Annotated in this window: 12 protein-coding genes and 1 pseudogene; 9 read left to right on the top strand and 4 right to left on the bottom strand. The window is 41.3% G+C overall.

Translation table 11 applies throughout. From position 1 onward, the window contains the following. Positions 1-96: 96 nt before the first annotated feature. Positions 97-507, bottom strand: a complete 411-nt coding sequence (locus ACFQRK_RS23705; protein WP_379010897.1) for a hypothetical protein — start codon at positions 505-507, stop codon at positions 97-99. 160 nt (positions 508-667) lie between these two features. Between ACFQRK_RS23705 and ACFQRK_RS23700 the strand changes: the two genes are divergently transcribed. The 3 genes from ACFQRK_RS23700 to ACFQRK_RS23690 all read left to right on the top strand — a co-directional run bounded on the left by ACFQRK_RS23700 (position 668) and on the right by ACFQRK_RS23690 (position 2,483). Then, entirely contained in the window at positions 668-1,432 is a 765-nt protein-coding gene (locus tag ACFQRK_RS23700) for a helix-turn-helix domain-containing protein (RefSeq protein ID WP_379010896.1), read from the top strand. A 161-nt stretch (positions 1,433-1,593) separates the two neighbouring features. Further along, entirely contained in the window at positions 1,594-1,983 is a 390-nt protein-coding gene (locus ACFQRK_RS23695) for a DUF1398 domain-containing protein (protein WP_379010895.1), read from the top strand. 14 nt (positions 1,984-1,997) lie between these two features. Next, entirely contained in the window at positions 1,998-2,483 is a 486-nt protein-coding gene (locus tag ACFQRK_RS23690) for a cupin domain-containing protein (RefSeq protein ID WP_379010894.1), read from the top strand. Between the two features lie 52 nt (positions 2,484-2,535). On the opposite strand, the pseudogene ACFQRK_RS23685 reads toward ACFQRK_RS23690, so the two are convergent. Continuing rightward, a pseudogene (locus ACFQRK_RS23685) lies at positions 2,536-2,784 on the bottom strand (relaxase); the annotation flags it as partial. A 466-nt stretch (positions 2,785-3,250) separates the two neighbouring features. Here ACFQRK_RS23685 and ACFQRK_RS23680 point away from each other — a divergent pair. The 3 genes from ACFQRK_RS23680 to ACFQRK_RS23670 all read left to right on the top strand — a co-directional run bounded on the left by ACFQRK_RS23680 (position 3,251) and on the right by ACFQRK_RS23670 (position 4,138). Continuing rightward, positions 3,251-3,451, top strand: coding sequence for a DUF2281 domain-containing protein (locus tag ACFQRK_RS23680; protein ID WP_379010893.1), 201 nt, complete (start codon positions 3,251-3,253; stop codon positions 3,449-3,451). Beyond that, on the top strand, positions 3,451-3,846 hold the full coding sequence (locus ACFQRK_RS23675) for a type II toxin-antitoxin system VapC family toxin (RefSeq protein WP_379010892.1): 396 nt from the start codon (positions 3,451-3,453) through the stop codon (positions 3,844-3,846). Before ACFQRK_RS23680 ends, ACFQRK_RS23675 begins: the two co-directional genes overlap by 1 nt. 79 nt (positions 3,847-3,925) lie before the next feature. Then, positions 3,926-4,138 carry a hypothetical protein gene (locus ACFQRK_RS23670; RefSeq protein ID WP_379010891.1) on the top strand — a complete coding sequence of 71 codons (213 nt, stop codon included), beginning with the start codon at positions 3,926-3,928 and terminating at the stop codon, positions 4,136-4,138. 32 nt (positions 4,139-4,170) lie between these two features. On the opposite strand, the gene ACFQRK_RS23665 is transcribed toward ACFQRK_RS23670, so the two are convergent. Beyond that, entirely contained in the window at positions 4,171-4,464 is a 294-nt protein-coding gene (locus ACFQRK_RS23665) for a hypothetical protein (protein ID WP_379010890.1), read from the bottom strand. A gap of 59 nt (positions 4,465-4,523) precedes the next feature. Then, on the bottom strand, positions 4,524-4,943 hold the full coding sequence (locus ACFQRK_RS23660; protein WP_379010899.1) for a helix-turn-helix domain-containing protein: 420 nt from the start codon (positions 4,941-4,943) through the stop codon (positions 4,524-4,526). Between the two features lie 15 nt (positions 4,944-4,958). Between ACFQRK_RS23660 and ACFQRK_RS23655 the strand changes: the two genes are divergently transcribed. The 3 genes from ACFQRK_RS23655 to ACFQRK_RS23645 are packed head-to-tail and all read left to right on the top strand — an operon-like array spanning position 4,959 to position 6,139. Beyond that, a complete protein-coding gene (locus tag ACFQRK_RS23655; protein ID WP_379010888.1) occupies positions 4,959-5,324 on the top strand; it encodes a DUF2683 family protein in 366 nt (121 codons plus the stop codon). Beyond that, positions 5,321-5,611, top strand: coding sequence for a type II toxin-antitoxin system RelE/ParE family toxin (locus ACFQRK_RS23650; RefSeq protein ID WP_379010886.1), 291 nt, complete (start codon positions 5,321-5,323; stop codon positions 5,609-5,611). The genes ACFQRK_RS23655 and ACFQRK_RS23650 overlap by 4 nt, the downstream gene beginning before the upstream one ends. Before the next feature lie 30 nt (positions 5,612-5,641). Next, a complete protein-coding gene (locus ACFQRK_RS23645; protein ID WP_379010885.1) occupies positions 5,642-6,139 on the top strand; it encodes a topoisomerase DNA-binding C4 zinc finger domain-containing protein in 498 nt (165 codons plus the stop codon). Positions 6,140-6,593: the final 454 nt, after the last annotated feature.

The following is a 6,593-nucleotide window of genomic DNA, read 5'->3' as shown; positions in this document are numbered from 1 at the left end:
ACTCTCACGCCACTGGCCAACAAGGGTAAACATGTAATCTCTACGCTCTTTCATAAATATATTATTTTGGGCGTAAAGCTAAAGACGATCAATTAATCAGAAAATATGCAGTTGGTCGGGCGGATACTGGAAAGCAAGGTCACGGAAAGCGTTATCTTCGGCATTTAAACCCTGTAGAATGGATTTTTCGATAACGGAATCTGCATGAAGGTGGCCATCAATAACACCCCTGAGCACAAAATTCCGGCTTTCTGCATCTTCCGTAGTCAATAGCCGATGAGCAAGGGTCGGTTCGTTGGCTTTTTCGGATAGCGCAAGTAAAGCAAGCTGCTCGGGTTCCCCCACGTGGATGAGATGCCAGATGGTATACGTGGTATATATCGCATCTTTTACCGCGGCCTCACTAATTGCTTTGCGTGTGGCTCCCGTGACAATATCGTGTAAAGATGAAACCGCTGGAGTATTCCGCCACGGAACAAACTTTGAAAGCCGAAATTTCAGGTACATTTCCCGGAAGTCCGTTGGTGTTGACCTATCATTACGAATTCAGGATGGATTAATACATGCTTTAAAAAATACCGGATAGTTTGTGGTGGATCAAACGTCCTTATCAACTCCATTTCAATTTCTCGATGTACATTTTGTACATTTACCTTTTCGATATAAAATGAAATTCGAGAAACATTTTCCGACTGAGCGATTAAAACCCTACATTAAGTACTTTGTAGTGTCAGAGAATGCTATGGAAAGTGAATACAAGGTTTTTCCATCCGCTGGTTTAGTTATCGGTTTTCAATATAAAGGACAACTTGCTACAGTAAAAAATAATGCTGAAGGTAAGTTGTCTTCTGCTGGAATAACGGGGCTTACAGACAGCTACAAAATATTTAAAAACTCTGCGGGCATAGGAACTATATTGGTCTATTTTACTGAAATCGGTTTTACACATTTTGCTTCGCAACCGACCAATGAACTTTTTAATCTAAGCCTTTCATTAGATGATATTTTTGAAAAAGGCAAAGTTGCAGAAGTAGAAGAAAAATTAGGAATAGTCAACACAGACAAGCAGCGAATAAAAGTCGTTGAAGATTTCCTGCTCTCTCAACTCAAGGAGATCCAAACTGATAAACTTATTGTCGAAGCGATTAAGCTCATCTACCAATCCGGAGGAACCATCCGGATAAAAGAACTCAAGGAGAAACTATTCATCAGCCAAAGCCCTTTCGAAAAACGGTTTAGAAAAGTGGTTGGAACAACTGCTAAAAAATTTGCTTCTATCATTCGTTTCAACACAGTTCTTGACAATCTGAATGAAACCAAAACACTGACTGAAATCTGCTACGAAAACAATTTCTTTGACCAGGCTCATTTCATTAAAGACTTCAAACAATTTACGGGTGACACGCCTGAAAATTTCAAACGCTTCTTGTAGAAAAACGATTTTTTACAATTACAGCCTTTTTCCGCATCGCATCTTTGCATCGTAATCATAAAAGAAAATCAATCCTAAAATCGACAATCATATTATCAGGTTTGGGCATTATGGTTGCGTGTCATTCAACAAATTGTTTAACAACTAAAAATCAAGAAAAAATGTTTACAGTAGAACAAATCAAAGCAGCTCACAGCAAAGTGAAATCAGGTGCGGACTTCCCGGCTTACATTAAAGAAATCAAATCGTTGGGTGTTACGCATTACGAAGCTTATGTTACAGACGGTCATATTGACTATAAAGGAGCAAATGGTTATACAGCAAAAGTACCTGCAAAATATGAGCCGTTGGTAATTGCCGACATTGCAAAAGGTGAAAAATTTAAAGCTGAATTGATTGCTCATCAACACGGCAAAACAGACTTCCTCACGTTCATTAAGATGTGTGCGACTTTTGGCATCGATAGATGGGCAATCTGTATGGATAAGATGACCTGTACCTATTACGACAAGGCAGGAAGCGAGATTTTGGTAGAAGAAATCCCTCACTAACAAAATCCGAAACTATGTATTCCTGGATGATGAACCCTAATTTGGAAAAGGAATGGAACGATGATATACTTATTGTTCCACCAAACGAAGGAGAGGCGTTTGTAAGTGACGGTAACAAACAGAAAGTGATTGTTCCGACTTTTGTAACTAATAATCATTACGGACTGTATGACATTGAAATGGCAGCCAACGCAAGAGGCCCGAAATTGCATTATCACAAGCTGATGGACGAAACATTTATTGTGCGTGAAGGAACATTGACCGTGCTTACAGCAAAAGGCGAATTGACAGCAAAAGCAAGAACGGCCATCCATATACCAAAGCTATCAGTACACGGCTACAACAACGATACGGACAATATTGTAAAAATGACGATGATTTTCAACCCGGGACTTGACAGGGAAGACTTTTTTAGAAAGATGTATAAGATGCTTGAAGAAAATCCGAATGATTTGCAAGCCTTTCAAAATCTGTATCTCGAAATGATAGCTATCCATTGAATGAAGACGATTTGATACCGATGACCAACAGAAAATGAAAATGGGATCAATGCTAATTTTGACACCATTTGCGTTTGCGCTTCTTTTTCATCGTATTAGCAAAAGCCTGTTTCTCATAGTCCTCGCCTTGTGCTTCTGGCAATAAGTTGCCCAGTGCATCAACCAAACCGTCTTCGTGTTTGTCCGTAGTTAAGAAGTCAAACAAATGGTGTGGTTCTTCCGCAGGAAGATCTGCATCATTTAGTTTTGATATTTTCGATTGTAATTCAACTGGCTCCTTAATCTCTGGTTTGATGTTATTGTAAAGCGAACAAGTCATAACGATTGGTATCCACATCATTGATGTTTTTGTCAAATTACGCGGAGCGTTGTTTTAGAAGAATCTATGATCTGGATCAGCTTTTCGTAATAGTCCCCGCTTAATGTGTTTGTGATGTTTGATGTGGTGCCTTTTAAAAACGACATTTTTAAAAGACAGACACGCGCCGCACTGTCTATTTCCGCTTCGCAGGATTAGGGGAAGCTGCGGAATATTTTGTGTGCTATCAAAAAAATGCCCCGGCCTTTCTGCTAGACAGGGGCGTGGTATTCGCCTTTGGACTTAGCGAGGAACACCATTTTAAGAAGCCAATTTGGCATCTTAAAGCAAGGGGAGCACTCGAAATATCCGCCGATGGGTGTTTATACTCATTTTTGCGCCTATTTTCAAAGGCCGATGAGAGAGTGAAAAGTTGCTTTTGACCATAAACTTTTCTAAGTTTGTATATATGGGACAGTTGACATTACATACTAAGCTGGAATCATTACCCCCTGACTTGAAAAAGGAGGTTAATGACTTCGTGGACTTTCTGCTAAGCAAGTCCAAACCCGTCACTAAAAAACCTGCGAAATTTGGTAGCGCTAAAGGCAAAATCGAAATGACCGACGATTTTGATGAACCACTAGATGATTTCAAAGACTACATGTAATGCAGTATTTGCTGGATACTCATGCTTTCCTGTGGTTCATAAACGGTGACACCCAGCTTTCGGATAAGGCCCGAACCGTCATCGAGAACCCAGTAAATGACCGCTACGTAAGCATAGCCTCGTTTTGGGAGATGGCGATAAAACTCAACCTAGGTAAACTAAAACTGAAAATGTCTTTCAGAGAACTCTACCGGGAAATTGAGAAAAACGGCTTCAACCTCTTGCCTATAACCATAACGCACACTGAAAAAATCGTCTCGCTCGACTTACACCACCGCGATCCGTTTGACCGGATGCTTATTTGCCAGGCCTTGATGGACAAATTGACCATTATATCAGCCGATTCGCAATTCCAAAACTATAAAGTTAAGCAGGTATTGCTATGGTCGAATTAACTTTTATTACTTTTGATTTCCTGAAAGAAGACAAATAACCTATCTCATTTACCCCGAATTCGGGGTAAATGAATGATTTATGTCTCGCTATAACACCGGAAAAATTGAAAAGATAAAACGGTCGCTTGATAACCAAGATAAAAACATCGAACTAGTATTTCAGTACAGCGACTTTCCGGTTACGGGAATACGACGAATACTAGTCAGCAAGCAATTGCGCTATAGTGATCGTATCCGGCAGATGGCCGGGATTGAAGAACTCAATATAATCGTCAAAGATTTTTACCGATGAATCGCCGCTGCTCATATAATCACGGTGGACGATCATATTAATGACAATTTCTCGCAACGCCGGCATCGGGTATTGCCAACGCTCTTCACGCTGCGGATCGCCAGTGATGATGTATCCCCTTTATTGATGTGTTTGCGGATGAACCCCAGTACCTCTTCCACTTCGCCGAACAGGTCGCTACGGACGGTCAATCCATCCTTGATGATGGTTGGTGTGGAGAAGCGGCCCAGCTCAATAGCTGCCTGAAAGACATCGTTTTTTGCAAACAACAGGAATCCGGCATTGGTTACCTGGCTATCCTTGATGAGCTCAAACTTCGTCAACACGGTAAGCGGGTCGTCGGTAAGCGGCGTTTCCTTACCTTGATTGCTCTTTTCGATAAACTTTACGACCTTATCCAGCGATAGGTCATCGAGTGCCCGATCCGGATTAATATAGCTATCCCAACTGTATTGAAAGAGCGGAGATGCAGGTCGGCGATTTCTGTCAACGACAGTTGGTGGTTGGCATTGTTTACCCGTTTGTAATATCGGCCTTTGAATGCTACGGGTTTGACCGGAAATTCCTTTACCGATAGAACGCCGACTTTGGTTCCGGCTAAGTCCATTTCATCGGCATCGGGGATAATACTGGGTTGGGTTTTGTTCTTGATATCATTTACCCACTTCTGCAAAGACTCGCTACCCAACGTAAACCCCTTTACCGGCTTGCCGCCATCATCAACACCCACCAGTACCCGGCCGCCACTGCTATTGGCAAAAGCCGTAAGCGACTCAACGACCGCATCGGTAAGGAGCTTTTGAATTCAGTGTGTTAATCAGTGGATGAGGCATTTTGGGTAAGCAATCCGAAATTGCGTAAAGAGTTGGATGGATTGATGGTAAGCGAAAGCCAATTTCGGAATCGCTGCAATCTCGTATCACATTTTTGTAGTTGGCAATTATTTCGTATTTTTACAAAAAAGAATGGTCCAAACATGCAAACTTTGATTGTCCAACCAGAAAACAAGGAACAACTTCTTGCTGTTGAATCCGTATTGAAGCTACTTAAGATTAATTTCGTTGTGGAAGAAGACGAAGCTTTACCTACATATGTGGCGGATGGGACGAAGGAGTCGATGCTGGAAGCACAAGCCGGCAAATTGACGCCATTCACTTCAATTCGAGAAATGCTAGATGTAAAATGAGTCTCGAAATTCATTATACACCTAAAGCCAAGAAATCCCTTCAATTTTTACACGCATTCATCACGGAAAAATTCGGTAAGAGACGCGCTGATAAATTTATCAGGGAAGCTGAAAAAACGATTCTCCTACTAAAGGAGCAACCATATCTCTTTAAGAAAAGTGAATTGGGGGAACATATCCGGCTAGGCCTAATTAGTCGGTACACTTCATTCCTGTACGAGGTAACAAATACTCGCATCATTCTACATTTCTTTTGGGATAATCGGCAAGAGCCTTTTTACGATTAATCTTTACAACTTCTTATTCGGCTAATAATCGTGCTAAAACTCAGCAACAATTTGCTCGGCCTTCCCAACAAAATGACGGATGAACCCCTCCTATCGCTGTTGCTAAGTGATAATGAAGCATACCGGTTTGCAGAGGAACGCAGGTTGTTTTATGTGGCGTTGACGAGAACGAAAAATGAAGTGGTACTGCTTGCTCCATCAGAAGCGTCGTTGTTTGTAGAGGAGCTGCTAAAAGACAACAATTATATATTAACCACGGCAGACGGGGCTGTGAACGCGACAGCATGCCCGTACTGTAAAACCGGGAAATTGGTGATCAGAGCGAATACGGCTAAGGGTAGTCAATTTTTAGGATGCTCTCATTACCCCAGTTGTAACCAGACGTTTAAAAACGTGGAAATTTTATCGGACAGTATGTTATGCCCGGGTGGTGAAAGTGGCTTTATGATTAAACGAAATGGGAGGTTCGGCGATTTTTTGGAGTGTACGAGTTATCCCGAATGTAAGAATACGATAAAGTTGCAGTGATAGGCATATGGCAGAAAAAACGTCAAATAGCTATACCAGCGTCCAATGATTGTTTACTAGCAAACCAACGTAGTCCACGCCGCGTACATACCGTAATAGGGGATGGCCGTATCCAGTAGACTAAGTACAAACCTACACGTAAGCGATCAGTCAGTTTATACCATTTACCTGCGGAAAGTGTCTTTAATTCACAAAACTTCACGACCTCAGTGTAGAATTTTAAACGCTTCTTGTAACAAAAATGATTTTTTACATTGCCAGCATCTCCCATTAGTGCTCCTTTGCAAGTAGATTTAATACATGATTATGGTCTACTGTAAACATTGCGTGTAAGCGGTAATTAAAAGTGCAGCGTTTTTGGCAATCAGGAATACATAGTTTTCGGCAACAAAGAGTGCATAACAATGGCAACAATAAGTGCAGAACGTTTGCAAATGTATATCAGTCGTTTTGA

This window comes from Parapedobacter sp. GCM10030251, from assembly GCF_042666505.1.
In the GTDB taxonomy this organism is placed as follows: domain Bacteria; phylum Bacteroidota; class Bacteroidia; order Sphingobacteriales; family Sphingobacteriaceae; genus Parapedobacter.
Note: the sequence above shows the minus strand (reverse complement) of the source record. Positions and strands in the feature narration are given on the sequence as shown.